This is a genomic window from Citricoccus sp. CH26A (genome assembly GCF_000224415.1).
In the GTDB taxonomy this organism is placed as follows: Bacteria; Actinomycetota; Actinomycetes; order Actinomycetales; family Micrococcaceae; genus Citricoccus.
Map to the genome: position 1 here is coordinate 86655 of NZ_AFXQ01000003.1, position 21120 is coordinate 107774.

Annotated in this window: 20 protein-coding genes; 9 read left to right on the forward strand and 11 right to left on the reverse strand. The window is 72.1% G+C overall.

What is annotated here, in order from left to right; translation table 11 throughout:
• Positions 1-41: 41 nt before the first annotated feature.
• The 3 genes from CITRI_RS0102835 to CITRI_RS0102845 all read right to left on the reverse strand — a co-directional run bounded on the left by CITRI_RS0102835 (position 42) and on the right by CITRI_RS0102845 (position 1832).
• The gene (locus tag CITRI_RS0102835; RefSeq protein WP_010143078.1) at positions 42-428 is read right to left on the reverse strand and encodes a sterol carrier family protein; all 387 of its coding nucleotides are present in this window, start codon (positions 426-428) and stop codon (positions 42-44) included.
• 4 nt (positions 429-432) lie between these two features.
• Complete coding sequence (locus tag CITRI_RS0102840; protein WP_010143079.1) at positions 433-1485, reverse strand: asparaginase; 1053 nt, start codon at positions 1483-1485, stop codon at positions 433-435.
• Between the two features lie 74 nt (positions 1486-1559).
• Positions 1560-1832 carry a hypothetical protein gene (locus CITRI_RS0102845; RefSeq protein ID WP_010143080.1) on the reverse strand — a complete coding sequence of 91 codons (273 nt, stop codon included), beginning with the start codon at positions 1830-1832 and terminating at the stop codon, positions 1560-1562.
• 36 nt (positions 1833-1868) lie between these two features.
• Here CITRI_RS0102845 and purD point away from each other — a divergent pair, with 36 nt between their 5' ends.
• Both purD and CITRI_RS0102855 read left to right on the forward strand, forming a co-directional pair.
• Positions 1869-3158 carry a phosphoribosylamine--glycine ligase gene (gene purD / locus CITRI_RS0102850; protein ID WP_029138987.1) on the forward strand — a complete coding sequence of 430 codons (1290 nt, stop codon included), beginning with the start codon at positions 1869-1871 and terminating at the stop codon, positions 3156-3158.
• A complete protein-coding gene (locus CITRI_RS0102855; RefSeq protein WP_010143082.1) occupies positions 3158-4069 on the forward strand; it encodes a phosphoribosylaminoimidazolesuccinocarboxamide synthase in 912 nt (303 codons plus the stop codon). Before purD ends, CITRI_RS0102855 begins: the two co-directional genes overlap by 1 nt.
• Here the strand turns inward: CITRI_RS0102855 and CITRI_RS19880 are convergent.
• Together CITRI_RS19880 and CITRI_RS19885 are read right to left on the reverse strand one after the other, a co-directional pair.
• Positions 4033-4683 carry a hypothetical protein gene (locus CITRI_RS19880; protein ID WP_010143083.1) on the reverse strand — a complete coding sequence of 217 codons (651 nt, stop codon included), beginning with the start codon at positions 4681-4683 and terminating at the stop codon, positions 4033-4035. The genes CITRI_RS0102855 and CITRI_RS19880 overlap by 37 nt on opposite strands.
• A complete protein-coding gene (locus tag CITRI_RS19885; protein WP_010143084.1) occupies positions 4605-5342 on the reverse strand; it encodes a hypothetical protein in 738 nt (245 codons plus the stop codon). The genes CITRI_RS19880 and CITRI_RS19885 overlap by 79 nt, the downstream gene beginning before the upstream one ends.
• 54 nt (positions 5343-5396) lie before the next feature.
• Between CITRI_RS19885 and CITRI_RS0102865 the strand changes: the two genes are divergently transcribed.
• Positions 5397-6173 carry an alpha/beta fold hydrolase gene (locus CITRI_RS0102865; protein WP_010143085.1) on the forward strand — a complete coding sequence of 259 codons (777 nt, stop codon included), beginning with the start codon at positions 5397-5399 and terminating at the stop codon, positions 6171-6173.
• Positions 6174-6221: 48 nt separating this feature from the next.
• Here CITRI_RS0102865 and CITRI_RS0102870 read toward each other — a convergent pair whose 3' ends face one another.
• From CITRI_RS0102870 to CITRI_RS0102885, 4 genes are all read right to left on the reverse strand, one after another.
• On the reverse strand, positions 6222-8063 hold the full coding sequence (locus CITRI_RS0102870; RefSeq protein ID WP_010143086.1) for an ABC transporter ATP-binding protein: 1842 nt from the start codon (positions 8061-8063) through the stop codon (positions 6222-6224).
• Positions 8060-9949 (reverse strand): ABC transporter transmembrane domain-containing protein, encoded by a 1890-nt coding sequence (locus tag CITRI_RS0102875; RefSeq protein WP_010143088.1) that lies wholly within the window; start codon positions 9947-9949, stop codon positions 8060-8062. The genes CITRI_RS0102870 and CITRI_RS0102875 overlap by 4 nt, the downstream gene beginning before the upstream one ends.
• A gap of 83 nt (positions 9950-10032) precedes the next feature.
• Positions 10033-10968, reverse strand: coding sequence for a metallophosphoesterase (locus CITRI_RS0102880; RefSeq protein ID WP_010143089.1), 936 nt, complete (start codon positions 10966-10968; stop codon positions 10033-10035).
• Between the two features lie 11 nt (positions 10969-10979).
• Positions 10980-13193, reverse strand: coding sequence for a transglycosylase domain-containing protein (locus CITRI_RS0102885; RefSeq protein WP_010143090.1), 2214 nt, complete (start codon positions 13191-13193; stop codon positions 10980-10982).
• Between the two features lie 64 nt (positions 13194-13257).
• Here CITRI_RS0102885 and CITRI_RS19765 point away from each other — a divergent pair, with 64 nt between their 5' ends.
• Genes CITRI_RS19765 through CITRI_RS0102900 form a run of 3 tightly spaced genes read left to right on the forward strand, consistent with a single transcriptional unit; the run spans position 13258 to position 14859 of the window.
• On the forward strand, positions 13258-13410 hold the full coding sequence (locus CITRI_RS19765; RefSeq protein WP_010143091.1) for a hypothetical protein: 153 nt from the start codon (positions 13258-13260) through the stop codon (positions 13408-13410).
• A complete protein-coding gene (locus CITRI_RS0102895) occupies positions 13407-13880 on the forward strand; it encodes a RidA family protein (protein ID WP_010143092.1) in 474 nt (157 codons plus the stop codon). The genes CITRI_RS19765 and CITRI_RS0102895 overlap by 4 nt, the downstream gene beginning before the upstream one ends.
• Before the next feature lie 19 nt (positions 13881-13899).
• Complete coding sequence (locus tag CITRI_RS0102900) at positions 13900-14859, forward strand: hypothetical protein (RefSeq protein ID WP_010143093.1); 960 nt, start codon at positions 13900-13902, stop codon at positions 14857-14859.
• A gap of 4 nt (positions 14860-14863) precedes the next feature.
• Here the strand turns inward: CITRI_RS0102900 and CITRI_RS0102905 are convergent, their stop codons facing one another.
• A complete protein-coding gene (locus tag CITRI_RS0102905; RefSeq protein WP_010143094.1) occupies positions 14864-15541 on the reverse strand; it encodes a Crp/Fnr family transcriptional regulator in 678 nt (225 codons plus the stop codon).
• 160 nt (positions 15542-15701) lie between these two features.
• Here CITRI_RS0102905 and CITRI_RS0102910 point away from each other — a divergent pair, with 160 nt between their 5' ends.
• From CITRI_RS0102910 to CITRI_RS18790, 3 genes are all read left to right on the forward strand, one after another.
• The gene (locus CITRI_RS0102910; protein WP_029138991.1) at positions 15702-16892 is read left to right on the forward strand and encodes a MarP family serine protease; all 1191 of its coding nucleotides are present in this window, start codon (positions 15702-15704) and stop codon (positions 16890-16892) included.
• A 171-nt stretch (positions 16893-17063) separates the two neighbouring features.
• Positions 17064-18707, forward strand: a complete 1644-nt coding sequence (locus CITRI_RS0102915) for a sodium-dependent transporter (protein ID WP_010143097.1) — start codon at positions 17064-17066, stop codon at positions 18705-18707.
• 1 nt (position 18708) lies between these two features.
• Positions 18709-18849: a methionine/alanine import family NSS transporter small subunit gene (locus tag CITRI_RS18790; RefSeq protein ID WP_083843252.1), complete on the forward strand. Its 141-nt coding sequence runs from the start codon at positions 18709-18711 to the stop codon at positions 18847-18849.
• 61 nt (positions 18850-18910) lie between these two features.
• Here the strand turns inward: CITRI_RS18790 and CITRI_RS0102925 are convergent, their stop codons facing one another.
• Positions 18911-20947, reverse strand: a complete 2037-nt coding sequence (locus CITRI_RS0102925) for an acetate--CoA ligase (RefSeq protein WP_010143099.1) — start codon at positions 20945-20947, stop codon at positions 18911-18913.
• Positions 20948-21120 lie beyond the last annotated feature (173 nt).

The window sequence follows — 21120 nt, forward strand, 5'->3', positions numbered from 1 at the left end:
GGGCCGTGCGTCGCCGTCCGCGGCGGGGGTCCCGCGGCGCGCTACCGGGCCAACGGCAACCAGGCGGACAGGTCGGCCCGGGACCCGGAGGCCAGCACCCGCCCGTCGGCGACGGCGGTGTCCCAGCCGATCAGGCCCGTGGCCAGGTCCAGCCAGGTGGCGGGGTCCGTCTCGATCACGTTCGGCGGGGTGCCGCGGGTGTGCCGCGGACCCTCGATGCACTGGCACACCCCGAACGGCGGGACGCGCACCTCCACGGAGTTGCCGGGGGCCCGTTCCGCCAGTTCCTCCAGCAGGTACCGCACGGCCGTGGCCCGGGTGGAGCGGGGCAGGGCGGCGGCCTCCTCGGGCCCGTCCCGGCGGGCGGCGGACCATGCACCGACGGCGGCGCGGCCGGCGTCGGTGGCGATGCGGCGCTTGACGGACACGGCCTCAGTCCAGCAGGTCCAGCACGGGGCGGGCCAGCTGCACCCGGCCGACCGGTGCGCCGCGGCCCAGGATCCTCGGGGCCACCGTCTCCAGCACGCCCGGCAGGGCCTCGAGGTCCACCTGCTCCGGGGCGAACTGGGCGAGCAGCACCAGGGCCACGAGATTGCCGGCGCGCGTGCCGCCGTCGAGCGCCTTGACCGCCACCGAGGTGCCGTCCGGGGCGGCCATCGCCATGACGCCGTCGGCGCCGAGCTTGGCGAGCAGGCCCAGCTCCCGGATCACCACGGTGTTGCTGTTGGTCTCCCCGTGGACGGCCCAGGGGTGCTCGAGCATGGCGGTGGCCACCGCGGCGGCGTGCACCTCCGCGTCCCGGCGGTCCGGGGCGGCCGCGACCGCGCCGAAGCCGCGCGCGAGGCCGGCCAGGGACAACACCGGGGCCGGGGCCCCGCACCCGTCCACGCCCCAGCGGGTCACGGGCTCGCCGCAGTACTGCTCCAGCACGGCGGCGACCTCGCCCTGGACGGGATGGTCCAGGTCCAGGTAGGTGGCCGGGTCGTGCCCGCCGTGCTTGCAGGCGGAGAGGAAACCGGCGTGCTTGCCGGAGCAGTTGTAGGCCAGGGGGGTCTGCACCGGGCCCTCGGGGCCGGCGTCGCGGGCCAGCTGGATGATGCCGGCCGGGTCCGCGGGCCAGGCCGGCGGGCACTGCAGGAACGACTCGTCCATGCCCGCGTAGGACAGGATGGTCGCCGCGGCCTGGCGGTGCCGGGCGGTGCCGCGATGGGAACCGCAGGCCAGGGCGATCTGCTCGTCCACCAGCCGGGCGCCCTGGCGCAGCGAGGCGATGGCCTGCAGCGGCTTGAGCGTGGAGCGCGGGTAGATGAGCGCCTCCGGCGCCCCCAGGGAGGCCAGCACGGCCCCGTCCGGGGCGGTGACCACGGCGGACCCGGTGGTGCGGGACTCGATGAACCCGTTGCGGACCACGTGGACCAGCTCCACGGCCTCGGCGGGGGAGAAGGTGGCGGACGGCGACTGGGGCGCGGCGGACTTCTGGGGCATGGTCACCACTGTAGGCGCGCGCCCGGCGCAGGGCCTCCCGGACCGGCCGGTCAGAGTCGTTCCCGTCAGCCCCGTCAGCGCCGGCGGCGACGGACCCAGGCGGTGATCGCGATCGCGGCGGCCAGCGAGCACGCCAGGGACACCACCGCGACGCCCACGTCACCGCGCTCGAAGCCGAAGAACCGGCTGCCGAACCACATGATCAGGGCCGTCGTCATCCACACCAGCACGAACGTGTAGACCGTGGACAGGGTGCTGGCCCCGGCGCCACCGGTGCGCGGCGCCCGGCCGTAGAGCCGGCCGTAGGAGAAGTCGTCGTCATCCGGGCCGCGGGACGGGGTGCTCATGGGTTCAGGCTACGGGACCGTCTAGGCTTGGGCACCGTGAAGATCCTCGTCCTCGGCTCCGGCGGCCGTGAGCATGCCATCGTCCGCGCCCTGCTGCGCGACCCCTCCGTCCGCGAGGTCCACGCGGCACCCGGCAACGCCGGCATCGCGCTCGACGTCCCCGTCCACCCGGTGGACGCCACGGACGCCACGACCGTCACCGAGCTGGCCGGCGAGCTGGCGGCCGACCTCGTCGTCGTCGGGCCCGAGGCCCCGCTGGCCGCCGGCGTCTCCGACGCCCTGCGCGAGGCCGGGTTCACCGTCTTCGGCCCCTCGCGGGCCGCGGCCGAGCTGGAGGCCTCGAAGTCGTTCGCCAAGGACGTCATGGCCCAGGCCGGCGTCCCCACCGCGGCCGCGCACTCCTGCGCCACCGCCGAGGAGGCCGCCGCGGCGCTGGACGAGTTCGGCGCCCCCTACGTGGTCAAGGACGACGGGCTGGCCGCCGGCAAGGGCGTGGTGGTCACGTCCGACCGCGACGAGGCCCTGGCCCACGCCCAGGCCTGTTTCGCCGCCCACGGCACCGTGGTCATCGAGGAGTACCTGGACGGCCCCGAGGTCTCCCTGTTCGTGCTCTCGGACGGCACGAACGCCGTCCCGCTGGCCCCCGCACAGGACTTCAAGCGGATCGGTGATGCCGACACCGGTCCCAACACCGGCGGCATGGGCGCCTACACCCCGCTGGACTGGCTGCCCGAGGGGTTCGTGGACGAGGTCATGGACCAGGTGGCCCGCCCCGTCATCGCCACCATGGCCGATCGCGGCACCACGTTCGCGGGCGTCCTCTACTGCGGACTGGCCCTGACCTCCCGCGGGATCCGCGTCATCGAGTTCAACGTGCGCTTCGGCGACCCCGAGACCCAGGCCGTGCTGGCCCGGTTGCGCACCCCGCTCGGCCGGCTGCTCATGGACGCCGCCACCGGCTGCCTGGCCGGGGTGCGGAGACTGGAGTGGTCGGACGAGTACGCCGTGGACGTGGTCGTCGCGGCCGAGGGCTACCCCGAGGCCCCCGTCCAGGGCGGCGCCGTGACCGGCGTCGAGGACGCCGAGGCCCTGCAGGGGGTGTCCGTCCTGCACGCGGGCACCGGCCCCGGGCCCGACGGCGGACTGGTCGCCGCCGGCGGACGCGTCCTGGCCGTCGTCGGGCTGGGACAGACCCTGGCCGCGGCGCGCGAGCGCGCCTACGCGGGCGTGGAACGGATCACGCTGCCGGGCTCCCGGCACCGCACGGACATCGGCCTGAAGGCCGAACGCGGGGAGATCACCGTTCCCGCGGGGGAGGCGCTCTGATGGCCGACTACTCCAAGGGGCTCGGCGCGCCGGTGCTGGAGCTGCCCGGCTGGCGGCACGTCTACTCGGGCAAGGTCCGGGACCTGTACGAGCCGGCTGACGCCGCACCGGGGCAGTCCGCGACGCTGCTCGTGGTGGCCTCGGACCGGATCAGCGCCTACGACTTCGTGCTGGAGACCGAGATCCCGGACAAGGGCGCGGTCCTGACCCAGCTGTCCCTGTGGTGGTTCGAGCAGCTGGACGTGCCGCACCACGTGGTCTCCGTGGACGTCCCCGCGGCCGTGGCCGGCCGGGCGATGGTCGTCAAGCGGCTGGACATGTTCGAGGTCGAGTGCATCGCGCGCGGCTACCTCACCGGTTCCGGGCTCGCCGAGTACCGCGAGTCCGGGACGGTGACCGGGATCCGGCTGCCCGCGGGGCTCGTGGACGGCTCGCGGCTGGCCGAGCCCATCTTCACCCCCTCGGCGAAGGCGGACGTGGGCGAGCACGACGAGAACATCACCTTCGCGCAGATGTCCCGGCTGATCGGGGAGACCCCGGCGCAGCGACTGCGGGAGCTGACGCTGGACGTGTACACGCGGGCCGAGCGGATCGCCCGGGAGCGCGGCATCATCCTGGCCGACACCAAGGTCGAGTACGGGCTGGACGCCGACGGCCGGATCGTGCTGGGCGACGAGGTGCTGACCCCGGACTCCTCCCGCTTCTGGGACGTCGAGGACTACGAGCCCGGCCGCGCCCAGCCGTCCTTCGACAAGCAGTTCGTCCGCGACTGGCTGACCTCGGCCGCATCCGGCTGGGACCGGCACTCCGGTGAGGCGCCCCCGGCGCTGCCGGCCGACGTCGTGGCCAGGACCCGCGCGCGGTACGTGGAGGCCTACGAGCGGCTGACGGGACGGGCGTTCACCGCCTGATCCCGCATCCGGGCCACCAGGTCATCCAGCCAGGTCCCCACGTTGCGCCGGGCCTCGTGCGTGTCCGGGTAGCGGCAGCGCAGGTGCACGCCGGCCCCGTCGATGATGAACCACAGCATCACCCCCGTGGTCCGGATGGCGGCGCTCACGTACTGGGCGTTCAGCGCGTGTGAGTCGACCTGCACCGGCAGGCGCCGCAGGTCCAGCCAGGAGACCGCCAGCATCCCGGGCGCCTCCGGCATGCCGCCCCACGGGGCCATGATCCCGGCCAGGGGCCAGGATCCCAGCCGGATGGCCTCCCGCACGGCCCCCGCACATGCGCCGGGATCGGGATCGGCGGACTCGAGCACCGAGTTGGTGATGAACCAGCCCACCGCATCGTGCCACCGCTCCTCGTAGCGGCTGTGCACGGGGAACACCGCGCGCAGGTCCGCGCCGGCCACCTCGCGGGTGGTGGCGGTCAGGACGGACACGGTCATCGCCAGCGTGGACACGCCGGCCTCCCGCGCCCGGGTGGCGAAGGCGGTCATGGCCGTCACGTCCAGCACGTCCCGGACCTCCACGCGTTCCGGCTGCGGGGCCGGATCGCCCAGGGGCAGCGGGAACCGGGGCATGGCCCCGCCCCCGGCCTCGATGACCTCCGCCCAGCGGCGGTGGACCTCGGCGGGGCCCCGGGCCGTTCCAGCAGGCACCGGCTGTGCTCGGCGAAGGCCGGGACGCCCGCCAGCCCGGGGTCCAGGCCCTCGCGCAGCCGGTCCAGGGCGGCGAGCAGGTCCCGGGCGATGACCAGCAGGGACCACATGTCCACGTGGGCGTGGTCGGCGCCGACCACGATGGCCGGCCCGTCGGCGGTCTCGATGACGCAGAACCGGTGCGAGGGCCGGGCGAAGGGCGTGCACCCGGCGTCCAGGACGGCGCGCAGGGCGTCCTGCATCGCCTGGCCCGGGGCCACCTCGTGCCGGACCCACGTGCCCGGGCCGATGCCGGCCTCGTGCAGGGTGGGGGCACCGTCGTCGCCCCGGACGAAGACCGTGCGCAGGGTGCCGTGCGCGGTGACGACGGCGCGCCAGGCCGCCGCGAGGTGATCCCGCGGCACCGGGGCCGGCAGGCTGAAGGCCAGCGCCATCCAGGAACCGGTCCGGTCGCCGCCGCCCACGTGCCGGGCCTGGTCGAAGGACACGGGGAGGGTGTCCTCCGCGGGGGACACCGCCAGGTCGTAGGAGAGCAGCGGACCGAACGGCAGGCGCAGGGACGCGACATGCGTGAGGCGCATGGCAGTACTGTAGCCTGCTGTCCTCTCAGGACGGCACGGGAGAACGGAGCTGACATGCACAGGTTCACGGTGCCGGGTGCCGAGATCGCCTGGTCGTTCAGCGATGAGTCCGGCCATCCGGTCGTACAGCTGCACGGTCTGACCTCGAGCCGCTCGCGGGACCGGGTCCTGGACCTGGACCTGGGTCGCGGACTGTCCGGCACCCGGTTGCTGCGCTACGACGCCCGGGGGCACGGCCACTCCACCGGCCGGCGCGAGCCGGAGGACTACCGCTGGCCCGCGCTCGCCGAGGACCTTCTGCGCCTGCTCGATTACTGGTTCCCGGGAGAGGCCGTGCACGGGGTGGGCCCCTCGATGGGGGCCGCAACCCTGCTGCACGCCGCCGTCCGGGACCCCGACCGGTTCAGCGGGTTCACACTGCTGCTGCCCCCGACCGCCTGGGACACCCGCACCGCGCAGGCCGGTGACTACCGGCGCCTGGCGCGGTTCATCGAGGACCACGGGGTGGAGCGGTTCGTCGCGGCCAGCCGGTCCATGCCGCGGCCCCCGGCCACGGTGGGCACGCCGGACACGGTGCCCCACGTCAGCGGTGACCTGTTGCCGTCCGTCTACCGGGGGGCGGCGATGAGCGACCTGCCCACCCGGGAGCAGGTGGCGGGGATCGGGGTGCCCACGACGGTGCTGGCCTGGGCGGACGATCCCGCCCATCCCCTCTCCACCGCCCGGGCGCTGGTCGAGCTCATGCCCCGGGCCACGCTGCAGGTCGCATCCACTCCGCAGGACGTGTCCCGCTGGCCGGCCGTGCTGGCCGAGGACGTCCCCCGCTCCTGACCGCCAGGCCGCGAGGCCCCGCCCCGGGGGTGCCGGCGGGACGGGGGATCACCCGACCAGGGAGTCCTTCCAGGCGGCGTGGAGTTCGGCGAAGCGGCCTCCGGCGGCGATCAGGTCCTCGGGGGTCCCGTCCTCGACGATCCGCCCGTCGTGGACCACGAGCACGCGGTCGGCGATCTCCACGGTGGAGAGCCGGTGCGCGATGATCAGCGCCGTCCGGTCGCCGAGCAACCGCTCCAGGCCGGACTGCACCAGGCGCTCGCTGGGCAGGTCCAGGGACGAGGTCGCCTCGTCCAGGATCAGGACCGCGGGGTCGGCGAGGAACGCGCGGGCGAAGGACACGAGCTGCCGCTGCCCGGCGGACAACCGCCCGCCGCGCTTGGTCACGTCCGTGTCATAGCCCTCGGGCAGGGACAGGATGAACTCGTGGGCCCCCACGGCCCGCGCCGCCGCCTGGATCTCCTCGTCCGAGGCATCGGGCCGGCCCAGCGCGATGTTCTCGGCCACCGAGCCGGAGAACAGGAACGCCTCCTGCGTCACCATCACCACGTTGTGCCGCAGGTCGGTGGCGGAGAGCTGGTCCAGCTCCACCCCGTCCAGGGTCAGCGAGCCGGAGCTCAGGTCGTAGAAGCGCGCGATGAGCTTGACCAGGGTGGACTTGCCGGCGCCGGTCTGGCCCACCACGGCCACGGTCTGACCGGCCGGGATCGTCAGGTCGAACGCGGGCAGGATCACCTCGCCCTGGCCGTAGCCGAACTCGGCGTCGCGGAACTCCAGGCGCCCCTGGGCCCGGGGCAGCGGCACCGGGGTGGGGGACTCCCGCACGGTGGGCGCCTCCTCGAGCAGCCCGGAGACCTTCTCCAGGGCGGCCGTGGCGGACTGGAAGGAGGAGTAGAACATCGCCACCTGCTCCATCGGCTGGAACACGCGCTTGCCGGCCAGCAGCAGGGCCACCAGCACGCCCACGGCCAGGGTCCCGTCCAGCACGCGGAACCCGCCGAGGACCAGCAGCGCCACCACGGTCAGGTTGCCGGTGACTAGCAGGGTCGGCTGCAGCACGCCGAACAGGTTCAGCGAGTGCACCATGTCGTCGCGGTACCTCGAGGCCAGCCGGTCGTAGGTCTCGTCGTTCGTCCGCTCCTTGCGGAACGCCTGCACCGCGCGGATGCCGGTCATGGTCTCCACGAAGTGCACGATCATCCGCGCGGAGGACACCCGGGACCGGCGGTACACGGCCTCCGAGCGCACCTGGTACCAGCGCACGGCGATCGCCACGGGCACGAAGGCCCCGAGCAGCACCAGCCCGGAGCGCCAGTCCAGCACGAAGACCGAGACGGTGGTGAACAGCATGAACATCAGCCCGGACACCAGCGAGGACACGCCCTGGTCCAGCAGTTCCCGCAGCGAGTCCAGGTCCGAGGTCTGCCGCGAGATCACCCGGCCGGAGGTGTAGCGCTCGTGGAACTCCAGGCTGAGCCGCTGCGTGTGCCGGAAGACCCAGACGCGCAGGTCCAGCAGCATCGACTGGCTCACCCGGGCGGTCAGCCACGTGTAGGTGCCCAGCAGCAGCCCGGCCGTCAGCGCGGCCGCCACGTAGGTCCCCCCGACGGCGGCCAGCACGGGGGCGGGGGAGCCCCCGTCCCGGAGCGTGGAGACGACCTGCGGCAACCCCCAGTCGATGCCCCAGGCGATGATCAGCGGGAACGACGCGCGGGCGGCGTTGGAGACCACCACGAGCACCGCGGTCAGGAGGAGTTTCCACCGGACCGGCCGGGCCAGGTCCCTGAGCAGCATCCAGGACCGGGCACGCACGTAGCGTCGCTCGGTGGCGTCCAGGTCCAGGCGCTCCTCGCCCCGGGTGCCCAGGAGGGTGGCGTCCCGGCGGCTCATGCCCGGTCTCCCTCGGTGCCGGTCATCGCGGTGATCGCCCCGGAGTCCATGACCGACTCGATGGAACGGTCGGCCTCGAAGCTGGAGATGATGAAGCGGTAGTCGGCCGAGCGGGCCAGCAGCTCGGCGTGGGTGCCCACGTCCAGGATCCGCCCGTCCTGCAGCACGGCCACCCGGTCGGCCAGCGCCACCGTGGAGGGCCGGTGGGCCACGATCAGCGTGGTGGTCCCGGCCAGCACGCTCCGCAGCCGGCGGGTGACCGCCTCCTCGGTGCGCACGTCCAGGGCGGAGAGCGGGTCGTCCAGCACGAGGACCTCGGGCCGCGCGGCGATGGCCCGGGCGAGGGCGATGCGCTGGCGCTGGCCACCGGACAGGCTCAGCCCCTCCTCGCCGATCTCGGTGTCGAGCCCCTCCGGCAGCCGGTGGGCGAACTGGGCCTGGGCGGTGTCCAGGGCCAGGTCCAGCAGGTCCTGGGCCGCCGCCGGGTCCGCGAGCACCCGCTCGGGAGCGCCGAGCAGCACGTTGTTCCGGATGGAGTCCGAGAACAGGGTGGAGTCCTCGAACGCGATCGAGACCCGGCGCCGCAGCTCCACCAGCTCGTACTCCCGCACGTCCCGGCCGCCCACCAGCACCTGCCCGGCGGTGACGTCGTAGAGCCGGGGGACCAGCTGGACCAGGGTCGACTTGCCGGAACCGGTCAGCCCCACCAGGGCCATCGTCTCCCCGGGGCGCAGGTCCAGGGTGATGTCCCGCAACAGCGGCTCGGCGCCCTCGGCGACATCGGGGTAGCGGAACCGGACGCCGCGGAAGGCGAGGGCCCCGGGGGTGTCGACTGCGGTGCCGCCGGCAGGGGGTGCCTCCGGATCCGCGATGTCGACCGGGGTGTCCATGACCTCGGCGTGCCGGTCGATGGCGGTCTTGGCGGACAGGGACATGCCCATCAGCTGCCCGACGGACTCCACCGGCCCGGCCAGTACCGCGGTGGTGGCGAAGAACCCGGCCACAGCGCCCACCGTGAGGTCCCCGGTGGCCACGAGGTAGATGCCGACGGCCAGGGACAGCCCGATGACCGTCTCCGGCAGGGCCACGATCAGGGAGATGAACTTGGAGAGCACGGCGGCCTTGTGGACCTCGGTGCCGCGCAGGGTGTCGGCCTGGCCGCGGAAGCCCTCCAGCGCCTCCCCGCCGCGGCCGAAGGCCTTGAGCACCCGGATGCCGTGCACGGACTCCTCGACGGTGGTCGCCAGGTCCCCGGCCTGGTCCTGGGAGAGCCGGGAGGCGGCCCGGAAGTCGTTGCGGAAGTGGAAGGAGCGCCACATGATCGGCACGGCCCCGGCCAGGTAGATCAGCGCCAGGATCCAGGAGGTGGCGAACAGCAGCCCCAGGCCCACCACGATCGTCACGATGGAGACCACGAACATCACGGTGCCGAACGCGATCCACCGCCGCAGCAGGGACAGGTCACCCACGGACCGGGAGAGCAGCTGGCCCGAGGGCCAGGAGTCGTGGAAGGACACCGGCAGCCGCTGCAGCCGCCGGAACAGGGCGACCCGGGCGCGGTTCTCCACCCCCGCGGCGGGGGGCAGGATGAAGACACGGCGCAGGTAGACCAGCGCCCCCTCGGCCACGCCGAGCACGGCCATGATGGCCACCGCGGTCCACACGTCCGAGGCGTCCCCGCCGGGGCGCAGCACGGAGTTGACCAGTTGCTGGATCACCTGCGGAATGGCCAGCGCCACGAGCCCGGCCAGCATGGCGGACGCCAGCCCGGCGCCCCAGCGCCAGCGGATGCCCTCCAGGTAGGGCGAGAGCCGCCGGAGGGCCTCGGCGAGGCTGCGCTCCTCGCCCCGCACGCGCCGCGGGGATGGACGGGCGGGCGTGGACACGGCGGGACCTCCGGGTCGAGGGGGTGGGCGATCCACCATCCTACGGGCGCCCGGGACGTTCTGAAAGACTCCTTTGACGCAGGTCAGCGCGCGACGACGTCCAGCACCACGGCCTCGGGCCGGCAGGCGAACCGGAAGGGTGCCTTGGGGGAGGTGCCGATGCCCGCGGAGACCTCGAGGGGGACGGTGCGGCCGTCGAGGCTCCACTGCGTCAGGCCCGAGGCCTGCCACGTGGGCAGGTCGCAGTTGGTGACGAGGGCACCGTACCCCGGCACGCAGACCTGGCCACCGTGCGTGTGCCCGGCGAAGATGACGTCGGCTCCGTCCGCGACCATGGCGTCCAGCACCCGCCGGTAGGGGGCGTGGGTGACGCCGATCCGCAGCGACCGGGCCGGCGTCGCACTGGAACCGCGGAAACCGGGCCAGGCGTCGCGGTCCAGGTGCGGGTCGTCGGTGCCGGCCAGGTCCAGCCGGATCCCCTGCAGCACCACGGACGTGCTCCGGTTGGCCAGGCCGGTCCAGCCGCGGGCCTCGAAGGCGCTGAACAGCTGGTCCGCGGGCAGCCGGACCCGGTCCGGGTCCTGGCGGGACGGTCCGGCGAGGTAGCGCAGCGGGTTGGCCGGCGTGGGCGCGTAGTAGTCGTTGGAACCGGGGACGAAGACCCCCGGCACGTCCAGCAGCGGGCCCAGGGCCTGCAGCAGCGGGCGGATCGAGGCGGGGGAGGCGATGTTGTCCCCGGTGTTCACCACCAGGTCCGGCTGGAGCGCGTGCAGCGTGGACAGCCACCGCAGCGTGTCCGCGTGGGTCGGCATCAGGTGGATGTCGGACAGGTGCAGGATCCGGAACGGCCGGCCCCCGGGGGGCAGGATCGGCAGCCGCTCGGTGCGGACCGCGAAGTTCCGGGCCTCCACCAGGGTGCCCCAGGCCACGGCCGCCGCGGCGGACAGCGCACCGGCCCCGGCCACCGCGGCCGGGATCGCCCACGTCCTGCGCGGACCGGTCACCTTCTCAGCCCCCACGGCGGGCCTCCTCACTCCGTCGAGACGACGGTGTTGGGATCGTAGTACGGACGGGGTCCACCGTAGTTGCCGACCGGGATCCGCTGTCCACCCTCGCGCGACCCCTCGGTGCGCGGATCCGAACTCGGGCCGTCGAACGCGGTGAAGTCGTCGGTTGGGTAGTTCCCGGCCACGTCGCGCATGTAGTCGGCCCACATGGGCCCGGCGATGATGGAGCCCCAGACGTCGTCATAGGTGATGCCGGCGATCCGCTTGCCCTCCAGGGAGACCTGGTTACGGAAGTTGCCCACCCAGGAGGCCGTGGTCAGGCCGGTGGTGGAGCCGATGAACCACGTGGAGGAGGACGCGTTGTTCGTACCGGTCTTGCCGGCGGTCTCGAACGGCATGTCCGTGGCGATGCGCTCGGAGGCGATGGCCTTGAGGGTGTTGTTCAGCTCGGCCACCTGCTGGGTGTCGGCGACCTTCTCGCACTCCACCGGGGGCACCTGGTAGGTGTTGCCCCGGGTGTCGGTCACCTCGGAGATGACGCGGGGCGCGCAGTAGTTGCCGTCGTCCGCGAGGGTGGCGTAGGCGGCGGCCATCATCAACGGTGACACCTCCTCCGAGCCCAGGACGAAGGACGGGTTCCGCGGGTTGATGGACTCGCCCGTGCCTGCGTTCTGGACGCCCACCCGGTCCAGGAGGCTCGTGATGGCGCACAGGTCCAGCGTGTGGGCCGCGGCGACGGTGGCGGTGTTGATGGACCAGTACAGCCCGTAGTCGGCGCGCATCGGCTTGTTCATGTCGGCGATCGCGTTGCGGACGGTCCAGCCGCTGCCGTCGACCAGGAGCGGGATGGTCCCGCCCTCTCCGCAGGAGCCCTTGAACCGCGTGTACGTGGGGTACTCGTTGATCCGCGCGTCGAGGGTGTCCGTCATCGAGTACCCGGACTCGATGAAGGAGAGGAACACGAACGGCTTCAGGGTCGAACCGGCCTGGAACCCGGTGCCGCCGCCCATGGGCTTGTTCACGTTGAAGTTGATGGTGGTGCCACCCTCGGTCTCACCGGGGTCATAGGTCGTGTTCTGTGCCATGGCGCGGACGTTGCCGGTGCCCGGCTCGACCGTGACGAGGGAGGCTCCCAGCTCGCCGACCGTGCCGCTATCGCTCTCGAAGGTGGTGTACGGGGCGTTCTCCCGGGCGTTCTTCTCCGCCTCCTTCTGGAGGGTGGAGTCCAGGGTGGTGGTGATCTGCAGGCCGCCGCGGTCCAGCAGGCGCTGGCGGGACTCGACGTCCGGGCCGAACGCCTCGGAGGACTCCACGGTGCGCTTGACGTAGTCGCAGAAGTAGTTGCCGAAGTCGGCGGACATGCACCCGGAGGACAGCGGGGTGACGTCCAGCGTGATCTCCGTGGCCACGGCCTGGTCGTGGGTGGCCTGGTCGATCTTGCCGGTGCGCAGCATGGCGGCCAGCACGGTGTTGCGGCGCTCCAGGGCGCCGTCCGGGTTGTTCACCGGGTTGTAGCCGTTGGGGGACTGCACCATGCCGGCGAGCAGCGCCGCCTCCGGGATGGTGAGGTCCTTCGCGTTCTTGTTGAAGAAGTAGCGGGAGGCGGCCTCCACGCCGTAGACGCGGCCGGAGAACAGCACGATGTTGAGGTAGCCCTCGAGGATCTCGTCCTTGGTCATCTCCTTCTCGATGGCCACGGCCAGCTTCATCTCGCGCAGCTTGTCCGCCACGTTCTTGGTGCCGGAGATGGTGGTGCGCTCGTTGTTGAGGTACTGCGCGTTGACCAGGACGTTGTTCACGTACTGCTGCGTGAGGGTGGAGGCGCCCTGCGTGGTGTCCGTGGTGGCGTTGTTGACGAGGGCGCGCGTCAGTCCGCGGGGGTCCACGCCGCCGTGCTCGTAGAAGCGCTCGTCCTCGATCGCGACGATCGCGTCCTTCATGTTGTCCGAGATCTGGTCCAGCTCGACGGGGACCCGGTTCTCCGCGTAGAAGGTGGCCAGGACGTTGCCGTCCTTGTCCAGGACGCGGGAGGGCACCGAGAGCGGCTCCTCCTTCAGCTCTGCCGGCAACTGGTCCAGCATGTCCCCGCCGGCCGTGGCCGTGGCCCCGCCCATCGCGGCGGCGGGCAGCAGCAGCCCCGCCGCGAGCACGCCGCACAGGGCGCTGACGCCGAGGAAGGCGACGATCTTGCCCAGCGTGGTGGCAGTGTCGAAGAAGGGGGACGTGCGGTTGACCATGGGGGCGATTCTACCGGCAGCATTTTCCCCCGCGCGCGAGGGCGGTCCGGCTAGGGTGGAGCCCATGACAACCTGGGAATACCTGATCACCCCGCTGCCCCTGCACACCCCCAAGCAGGTCCTGGACCTGCACGGCTCCGAGGGCTGGGAGCTGGTCACCGTGATGACCGGCCCCGAGGGCGGCGCGGTGGCCTACCTGAAGCGGCCGAAGCAGTGACCGGCGCACAGTCGGCGGTGGAGACCCGCCTCGCCGAGCTCGGTCTGACCCTGCCGCCGGTGACCGCTCCCGTGGCCGCCTACGTGCCCGCGATCCTCGACGGGGACCGGGTGCACACCTCCGGTCAGCTGCCCTTCGAGGGCGGACAGCTGGGCGCCACCGGCAAGGTCGGCGCGGAGGTCGACCCGGCGCGGGCCGCCGAGCTGGCCGCCGTCTGCGCGGTCAACGCGCTGGCCGCCGTGAAGTCCGTGATCGGTGACCTGGACCGCGTGGAGCAGGTCGTGAAGGTGGTCGGGTTCGTCGCCTCCGACCCCTCGTTCACCGGTCAGCCGCAGGTCATCAACGGTGCCTCCGAACTGCTGGGCCAGGTCTTCGGCGACGCCGGCGCCCACGCCCGCTCCGCCGTCGGGGTGGCCGTGCTGCCGCTCGACGCGCCGGTCGAGGTCGAGATCTCCGTCCGCATCCGCTGAACCGCATCGGAGCGCGCAGATGACCGAACCGTATGCCCCGCGCACCGGCATGGCGGTGGGGCACGGTCCGGTCCACCGCCCGGTCCGGCCGCCGCGCGGCCGCAGGTTCGAGCTGCCCGAGGACCAGCAGGCCGCGGCCCGCAGCTGGCTGGTCCACGGGGAACGGCGGCCGCGCGCGGCCCGGCGGGCCTCCTCGGTGGCGATCGTCCGGGACGGGCTCAACGGCGTCGAGACCCTGCTGCGCTATCGGGCCGGGGCCACGCCGCTGGGTGCCGTGGCGTTCCCCGGCGGCTCGCTGGAGCCGTCCGACGAGGACGAGTGCGACTGGTACGGCCCGACGCCGGCCCAGTGGGCCCGGGTGCTGGGGCTGGAGGACCACCGGCTCGCCCGCCGGCACGTGGCCGGCGCGATCCGTGAGCTCTTCGAGGAGACCGGCATCCTGCTGGCCGGCACGGACCCGCACTCGGTGGTGGAGAACCCCGGGGGAGGGGAGTGGATGGAGGCCCGCCGGGCGCTCGACGAGCAGCAGACCACCCTCCCGGCGCTGCTGAACCGGCGTGGGCACGGGCTGCGGACGGACCTGCTGCGGGCAGTGGGGCGCTGGCACAGCCCGCACTTCGCGCACCGCCGCTTCGACACCCAGTACTTCGCCGTGGCCGTGCCGCACGGCCAGGACGCCACCCTGCTGGCGGACAAGGGACTGTGGGCCGAATGGATGCCGGCCGGCCTGGTGCTCGCCGGCCGGCAGGACACGCGGCTGGGGGACGGGATCGGCCGGCCGGAGACCCTCGGCCGCCGGCTCGGGGCACTGACCGTCCCCGCCGTGGAACTGCTGCTGGAGCGGATGGCCACCGCGGGATCGACCGTGGAGTTCCTGATGGGCCTGACCATCCGCGGCAGTGTCCCCGAGTACACCCCGGAACTGCTGGACTCCCTTGAACTGGAGGTCACCCTGCCGGGCGGGCGGTGGGGACGCTAGGCCCTCAGCGGGAGCGCTGGCGCAGGCGCTGCAGGTCCAGGACGACGACGGCGCGGTTCTCCAGGCGGATCCAGCCGCGCTGCACGAACTCGGCCAGGGCCTTGTTCACGGTCTCGCGGGAGGCGCCGACCAGCTGGGCCAGTTCCTCCTGGGTGAGGTCGTGGGCCACCAGCAGGCCGTCGGCGGCCGGCCGGCCGAAGCGGTCGGCCAGGTCCAGGAGGGCCTTGGCCACGCGGCCCGGCACGTCCGAGAAGACCAGGTCCGCCAGGGACTCGTTGGTCTTGGACAGCCGCTGGGCCAGGGCCCGCAGCAGCTGCATCGAGACCTCGGGGGTGGACTGGATGACCTTGCGCAGGTTGTCGTGGCGCAGCCCGGCCAGCCGGGTGGCGGAGACCGCGGTGGCCGAGGCGGTGCGCGGCGCCGGGTTGAACAGCGCCATCTCGCCGAAGATCTCACCCGGACCGAGGACGGCCAGCAGGTTCTCGCGGCCGTCCGGGGCCGTGCGGCCGAGCTTGATCTTGCCGGACATGATGACGTAGAGCTGGTCGCCCTGGTCACCCTCGTGGAAGGCGGAGGCGCCCCGGGAGAGCTCGACCTCCGTCAGCTCCGAGGTCAGGGCCGAGAAGACCTCGTCATCCAGGTTGGTGAACAGCGGGGCCTTGCGCAGTACCTCGAGATCCATGTGTCCTTCGTCCTCACTGTTGACAGGCGTGTACGGGCATGCCGCCGGAAACGACATGCAATGACTCACGGACCATTCTGCCCCATGCCCGGCCATCGTGACGGTAAAATGGGTTCTCACGCGTGCGCCGGTGGCGGGACGCAGGATGGAGGGGTGCTTGGTGCTCGGACTGACCTGGCTGGACTGGGTGCTGCTCGTCGTCCTGCTGGTCTTCCTCCTGGCGGGGTACCGCCGGGGTTTCTGGGTGACGCTCGGCACCATCGTCGGGCTGGTCGCCGGTGCGGCCGCCGCGTTCTTCTCCATCCCGCTGGTCTCGGACTGGGTGCCGGATCCGTCGTGGCGCCTGATCGCGATCATCGTCGCCGCCCTCGTGCTGGTGCTCATCGGACAGGCCGTCGGCGCCGGGATCGGCCGCGCCATCCGGTTGCGCGTGGCCCTGCCGGCCCTGCGCACCGCCGACCGCCTGGCCGGGGCCGTGGTCAACACCGCCGTGGCGGCGGGCCTCATCGCCTTCGTCGCCTTCTCCGCGTCCTCCATGGGGCTGCCGCCGGTGACCAGCGCCATCTCGCAGTCCCGCGTCATCACGGTCATCAACGCCGGGGTCCCGGAATCGGCCAAGACGATCATCGCCCAGGTGCGGGCCACCGTCGCCGGCTCGGATGTGGTCCCCGAGCTGGAGGAGCCGATCGTCCGTGCCACGCCGACCGCCGACCCCACGGCCCCGGAACCGGACAACGCGATCGACCTGGCCCGGGCCTCGGTGGTGCGGATCAGCGGCACCGCGTTCGTGTGCGGGCAGAACCAGACAGGTTCCGGCTTCGCCGTCACGGGCGACCGCGTGGTGACCAACGCCCACGTGGTCTCGGGCCTGACGGAACCGGCCGTGGAGGACGCCGAGGGCACCGTCTACGCCGGCCGGGTCGTGCACTTCGACGCCGCGCGGGACCTGGCCGTGGTCGCGGTGGACGACGCCGACCTGCCCACGCTGGACACCGGGGCCCAGATGACCGACGGTGACAGCGGCTACATCATGGGGTACCCCGCCGGGGGACCGTTCTGGATGGGCCCGGCCGAGGTCCAGGCGCGCGGGGAGGTCACCGTGAACAACATCTACGGAGGGGACCCCGGACCGCTGGACATCTACCAGCTCAACGCCGACGTCCAGCTGGGCAGCTCCGGTGGCCCGCTGCTGGACGATGCCGGTGACGTGGCCGGCGTCGTCTTCGCCCGGGCCGCGGGGGACGTCAAGGTCGGCTACGCCATCACCGGCGAGGAGGCCGAGGCGGTGCTCACCGGTGCCGGGCAGATGGAGGAGACCGTCTCCACCGGCCAGTGCATCCAGGGCGGCTGAGCACCCGGACCTGACGTGCGGGTCTGGGGGCGGGAAGTGTACGCGCGCATCAGGACTGCATTAGTGTGGTCGCCACCACTTTCCGCACCGCAGCGCAGGACCGCACCGCCCCTCCATCCTCAAGGGGCGGCCAGTGACCCTGCGCGGCCGAGGTACTGACCGGGAGGGACCGTGTCGTCCACCACCGCATCACCCCAGAAGGCGAACCGCGAGCAATTCGCGGGCCGCTGGGCGTTCATCTTCGCCGCCATCGGGTCCGCCGTCGGACTCGGCAACATCTGGCGCTTCCCCTATGTCGCTTACGAGAACGGCGGCGGCGCCTTCATCGTCCCGTACCTGGTCGCCCTGCTGACGGCCGGCATCCCGCTGCTGTTCTTCGACTACGCGATCGGGCACCGCTTCAAGGGCTCACCCCCGCTGGCGTTCCGGCGGCTCAGCAAGTGGACGGAGTCGATCGGCTGGTGGCAGGTGCTGATCTGCTTCGTCATCGGCGTCTACTACGCGGCCATCATCGCCTACGCGGCGATGTACACCTGGTTCTCCTTCGACGAGCGCTGGGGTGATGACCCGGAGGCGTTCTTCTTCGGCGAGTACCTGCAGGTGGCGGACGACGTGGCGCCGAACCTGGAGTTCGTCCCCACGGTGTTCTGGCCCATGCTCGCGGTCTGGCTCATCCTGCTGGTGATCCTGGGGGTCGGCGTCAAGAAGGGCATCGCGATGGCCTCGCTCATCGGGATCCCGGTGCTGGTGGTCATGTTCGTCATCCTGGTGGTCGTGGCCCTGTTCCTGCCGGGCGCCCCCGAGGGACTCAACGCCCTGTTCACCCCGAACTGGGAGGTGCTCACGAATCCCCAGGTGTGGATCGCGGCCTACGGCCAGATCTTCTTCTCCCTGTCCGTGGGCTTCGGCATCATGATCACCTACGCCTCGTACCTCAAGCGCCGGACCAACCTGACGGGCTCGGGCCTGATGGTGGGCTTCTCCAACTCGAGCTTCGAGATCCTCGCCGGCATCGGCGTCTTCGCGGCGCTGGGCTTCATGGCCCAGGCCAACGGCGTCGAGGTGGCCGAGGTGGTCGCCAACGGCATCGGCCTGGCCTTCATCGCCTTCCCGACCATCATCTCCGAGGCCCCGGCCGGGGCCCTGATCGGGGTGCTGTTCTTCGGCTCCCTGGTCGTGGCGGGCTTCACCTCCCTGATCTCGATCCTCGAGGTGGTCGTCTCCGCGGTGAAGGACAAGCTGGGCTGGAGCCGCTGGACCACGGTGATCGTGGTGGTCGGGATCTCCGGCCTGATCTCCCTGCTGCTGTTCAGCACCACCTCCGGCATCAACGTCCTGGACGTCACGGACGCCTTCGCCAACAACTTCGGCATCGTGGGTGCCGCCCTCGTGGCCGTCGTGGCGGTGTCCTGGCTCCTGCGGCGACTGGACAACATGGTGAACCACCTCAACGCGGTGTCCTCCTTCCGCGTCGGCCGGGTCTACAAGGTCCTCGTGGCCGTGATCCTGCCCATCGTGCTGGCCTACATGTGGGTCTCCGACGTGGTGCTGAAGGCCACCGAGGGCTATGGGGACCTGCCGTCCTGGTTCGTGGGCACCTTCGGCTGGGGCATGTCGATCGCGCTGATCGTGGTCGCCGTCCTGCTGTCCCTGTTGCCGTGGACCCAGAGGTCGGCCCTGCACAGCGAACTGAACGACAACCTCGAGTCCGACGACCTGCCGGAGTACCCGGAACACGAGGGCACCGGCCCCGGCGTCCAGTGGGACACCGTCGGCCAGCACCATCACACCGAGCACCCGGGAAAGGGGCACTGACATGGACCCGATCGCCATCCTGTTCTTGGTCGTCGCCATCGTGGTGGTGTGGGGCGGCATGGTCGCCTCGCTCATCCACCTGCTGAAGAATCCGGACCACCTCTCGGGCGAGGAGGGCATCGCGCCCGGCCCGACGACCTGACCGGCCCCGGCAACGACGAAGGCCCCGGACCTCGCGGTCCGGGGCCTTCGTGTCACCGCGGTCAGGTGCGCAGCGACTGGGCGATCTGCTGCATGATCGTCGGGTCGGACAGGGTCGAGGCATCGCCCGGGTCCCGGCCCTCGGCGACGTCCTTGAGCAGGCGGCGCATGATCTTGCCGGAGCGGGTCTTGGGCAGCTCGGGCACCACCAGGATGTGCTTGGGCTTGGCGATCGCGCCGATCTCCCGTGCCACGTGGTTGCGCAGCATCTGCTCCGTCTCGGCCTGGTCGACCTGACCGGCCTCCTCGGTGACGATCACGAACGCGACGACGGCCTGGCCGGTGGTGGCGTCGGTGGCGCCCACCACGGCGGACTCGGCCACGATCGGATGGGAGACCAGGGCGGACTCGATCTCCGAGGTGGACAGCCGGTGGCCGGAGACGTTCATGACGTCGTCCACGCGGCCGGTGACCCAGACGTCCCCGTCCTCGTCCCGGCGGGCCCCGTCCCCGGCGAAGTACATGTCCTCGAACCGGGACCAGTAGGTGTCCTTGTAGCGCTCGGGGTCACCCCAGATGCCACGGAGCATGGCCGGCCACGGATCCCTGATCACGAGGAATCCGGCGGAGTCGTTGGGCAGGGAATTGCCCGCCTCGTCCACCACGTCCACGGTGATGCCGGGGACGGGGACCTGGGCGGAACCGGGCTTGGCGGCGGTGACACCGGGCAGCGGGGCGATCATGTGCGCGCCGGTCTCCGTCTGCCACCAGGTGTCCACGATCGGGGCAGGGTCCTGCTTGCGCGGACCCGGGGTGACGGAGCCGTCGTCGTTCTTCGTCCCGGCACCGGCGTTGGCGCCGATGACGTCCCGGTACCACAGCCACGCCTCGGGGTTGATGGGCTCGCCCACCGAGCCCAGGACGCGCACGGAGGACAGGTCGAAGGAGTCCGGGATGGACCGGCCCCACTTCATCATGGTGCGGATCGCCGTGGGCGCGGTGTAGACGATGGTGATCCCGTACTTCTGCACCAGCTCCCACCAGCGGCCGTTGTGCGGGAAGTCCGGGGTGCCCTCATAGAGCACCTGCGTGGCACCGTTCACCAGGGGGGCGTAGGCGACGTAGGAGTGCCCGGTGACCCAGCCGACGTCGGCGGTGCACCAGTACACGTCCGTCTCGGGGTGCAGGTCGAAGGTGTCGCGGTGGGTCACGGCGCCCTGGACCAGGTATCCGCCGGTGGTGTGCAGGATGCCCTTGGGCTTGCCGGTGGTGCCGGAGGTGTAGAGGATGAACAGGGGGTGCTCGGAGTCGTGCCAGACCAGTTCGTGCTCGTCGGAGGCGGCCCCGAGCGCGTCGTGCCACCACAGGTCCCGGCCGTCGGTCCACTCCACGTCCTGCTCGTTGCGGCGGACCACCAGGACGTTGGACACGGCGTGGCCGGGTTCGGACAGGGCCGCGTCCACGGCGGGCTTGAGCATCGAGGGCTTGCCGCGGCGCCAGGAGCCGTCGGCGGTCACCACGAGCTTGGCCTCGGCGTCGTCGATGCGCGAGCGCAGGGCGTCGGCGGAGAAGCCGCCGAACACTACGGAGTGCACCGCGCCGATGCGCGCGCAGGCGAGCATGGTGATGACGGCCTCGGGGATCATGGGCAGGTAGACGGCCACGCGGTCACCCTTGGTCACGCCGAGGGACTCGAAGGCGTTGGCGGCGCGACGCACCTCGGCGGCCAGCTCGGCGTAGGTCCAGGTCCGGGTGTCCCCGGGCTCACCCTCGAAGTGGATGGCCACGCGGTCACCGTGGCCGGCCTCCACGTGGCGGTCCAGGGCGTTGTACGCGGCGTTGGTGGTGCCGCCCACGAACCACTTCGCGAACGGGGCGTCCGACCAGTCCAGGACCTCGGTGAAGTCCTGCTCCCAGTGCAGCACCTCACGGGCCTGGTCGGCCCAGTAGCCCAACCGGTCGGCCGCGGCCTGCTCATAGCGGTCGGCGGTGGCCACCGCCTGCGCGGCGAACTGCTCGGAGGGCGGGAAGGTGCGCCTCTCCTCCAGGAGGGGGTCCATGGAGCCGGAGGCGGATTCGCCGGAAGTGGACGTCGACATGCGTACTCCTTCGGTGCGGAAGATCTCGTGCCGGGCCACGCCTGAGTCGTTGGTGTAACGCCCATCACAGGGCCCGCAGGGACAGCCTAACGTCCGAGGCCATCGCGTGCAGAGCATTGCGCGCGAAGACTGATTGAATGGTTCCCGAGAAGAACACGGGCCTGAGGGGGCCC

Bases quoted from the DNA above. Each gene is read 5' to 3' on its own strand.
- CITRI_RS0102900 (WP_010143093.1), top strand. From the start codon at position 13,900: ATGACCGAACCGTATGCCCCGCGCACCGGCATGGCGGTGGGGCACGGT.
- CITRI_RS0102905 (WP_010143094.1), bottom strand. From the start codon at position 15,541: ATGGATCTCGAGGTACTGCGCAAGGCCCCGCTGTTCACCAACCTGGAT.
- CITRI_RS18790 (WP_083843252.1), top strand. From the start codon at position 18,709: ATGGACCCGATCGCCATCCTGTTCTTGGTCGTCGCCATCGTGGTGGTG.
- CITRI_RS0102845 (WP_010143080.1), bottom strand. From the start codon at position 1,832: ATGAGCACCCCGTCCCGCGGCCCGGATGACGACGACTTCTCCTACGGC.
- CITRI_RS19885 (WP_010143084.1), bottom strand. From the start codon at position 5,342: ATGCGCCTCACGCATGTCGCGTCCCTGCGCCTGCCGTTCGGTCCGCTG.
- CITRI_RS0102870 (WP_010143086.1), bottom strand. From the start codon at position 8,063: ATGAGCCGCCGGGACGCCACCCTCCTGGGCACCCGGGGCGAGGAGCGC.
- CITRI_RS0102855 (WP_010143082.1), top strand. From the start codon at position 3,158: ATGGCCGACTACTCCAAGGGGCTCGGCGCGCCGGTGCTGGAGCTGCCC.
- CITRI_RS19880 (WP_010143083.1), bottom strand. From the start codon at position 4,683: ATGCCCCGGTTCCCGCTGCCCCTGGGCGATCCGGCCCCGCAGCCGGAA.
- CITRI_RS19765 (WP_010143091.1), top strand. From the start codon at position 13,258: ATGACAACCTGGGAATACCTGATCACCCCGCTGCCCCTGCACACCCCC.
- CITRI_RS0102865 (WP_010143085.1), top strand. From the start codon at position 5,397: ATGCACAGGTTCACGGTGCCGGGTGCCGAGATCGCCTGGTCGTTCAGC.
- CITRI_RS0102925 (WP_010143099.1), bottom strand. From the start codon at position 20,947: ATGTCGACGTCCACTTCCGGCGAATCCGCCTCCGGCTCCATGGACCCC.
- CITRI_RS0102840 (WP_010143079.1), bottom strand. From the start codon at position 1,485: ATGCCCCAGAAGTCCGCCGCGCCCCAGTCGCCGTCCGCCACCTTCTCC.
- CITRI_RS0102885 (WP_010143090.1), bottom strand. From the start codon at position 13,193: ATGGTCAACCGCACGTCCCCCTTCTTCGACACTGCCACCACGCTGGGC.